The sequence below is a fragment of the Bacteroides sp. OM05-10AA genome (assembly GCF_003439055.1).
Lineage (GTDB): Bacteria > Bacteroidota > Bacteroidia > Bacteroidales > Bacteroidaceae > Bacteroides > Bacteroides intestinigallinarum.
In genome coordinates, this window is the sequence record NZ_QSUR01000090.1 from 1 (window position 1) to 1,303 (window position 1,303).

The window sequence follows — 1,303 nt, forward strand, 5'->3', positions numbered from 1 at the left end:
CAGGGCAGACGCATTAAAAAGCACTGCCCTGCAAAAGTATTGACAGGTAGCTTTCATCCCACCCTGCTTTTAGTCTTTTCAGATTCATACTTCCTTTTGTTCCCTTATCATTTTTCAGAACCGTGAGTGCCATTTTTGTGACTGCAGAAAAATTTCTTGCAGCATTCTGTACTTTTTTGCTATAGTCTTCTCTGAAGGTAACATCCAGTTGCCAATGCAGATTGTTTTCAATGGACCAATGCTGTCTTATTGCATTAGCTATTTCCTCCGGGTTACTATTTCCCAATGAAGTTATATAATATCTTCTTTCTTCGGTACGTTCCCCTGTTGCCATTATTATCCTTTCGGATTTCACTCCTACTATTGACTTCAATCCCACAAATTTATCTTTAAACATCCTCTCCATGCTCGAACCGTAACTAACTACAGTGCAAATTCTTGTTTCAAGTCTGCCATGTCCTGTACTTTCGGAGGTATGCCGGGTAACCCTATTAAGGATAACATCTCTGTTTTCATAACCATCGATGATTTCCTTAGCTAACTCATAGCTCTTTTTCTGATTTTTCTTTAGAGCTATAATGTAGTTTGAATTCCGCTCAATAATAGCTTTTGTTATTTCCAGCTGACATCCCATTGCATCAATGGTGATGATACAATCATCAAGGTCCAGTGCATGAATTAACAAAGGGACAGCTGTGATTTCATTACTTTTATCGTCGACTTTTACTTGACCAAGAGATATACCATTAGCTGCAGACCAGGCTGAAACCATCCAGAGTTTAAATCCTTCTTTACCTGTAGTATGTTCATCATCACATTTGCTTGGTCCACGCATTAGTTTACCATCTATAGCTACGACTCCCTTAACCTCCGAGCAGACTTGCCTTACCCAATTGCGGAATATTAATTCAAAAAAATCGGGTTTGATAATGCTAAAGAATCGATTGAAGGTATCATGACTGGGGATAAATTCCAAATCAGGAATTCTACTTTTAAAAAAATCAAACTTGGCATAACCGAACTCCTCGATTTCATTCCAGGACTGCGCGCCACAGATAACAGCCGCAATCGATATATATATAATAGTTTCCATTTTATGAACCTTTTTGCGGTTCATTCTAGGGTCATCTATCTGTTTACAAATGTCAATTAAACCTATTTTCATGTCAATTTATGTTTCATATTATCTTATAAAAGTAAGCATAATTATTGATAAAGGCAAAGAATATACAACTAATAATCAATGTAGTAATATAAATATAATCCCTTATGAAATAGTAAAATATTTAATGCGTCTGCCCTG

Annotated in this window: 1 protein-coding gene; it reads right to left on the reverse strand. The window is 36.5% G+C overall.

Annotated features, from left to right (window positions below):
• Positions 1-13: 13 nt before the first annotated feature.
• Complete coding sequence (locus DXB58_RS27565) at positions 14-1,165, reverse strand: ISAs1 family transposase (protein WP_122138880.1); 1,152 nt, start codon at positions 1,163-1,165, stop codon at positions 14-16.
• Positions 1,166-1,303: the final 138 nt, after the last annotated feature.

Bases quoted from the DNA above. Each gene is read 5' to 3' on its own strand.
- DXB58_RS27565 (WP_122138880.1), bottom strand. From the start codon at position 1,165: ATGAAAATAGGTTTAATTGACATTTGTAAACAGATAGATGACCCTAGA.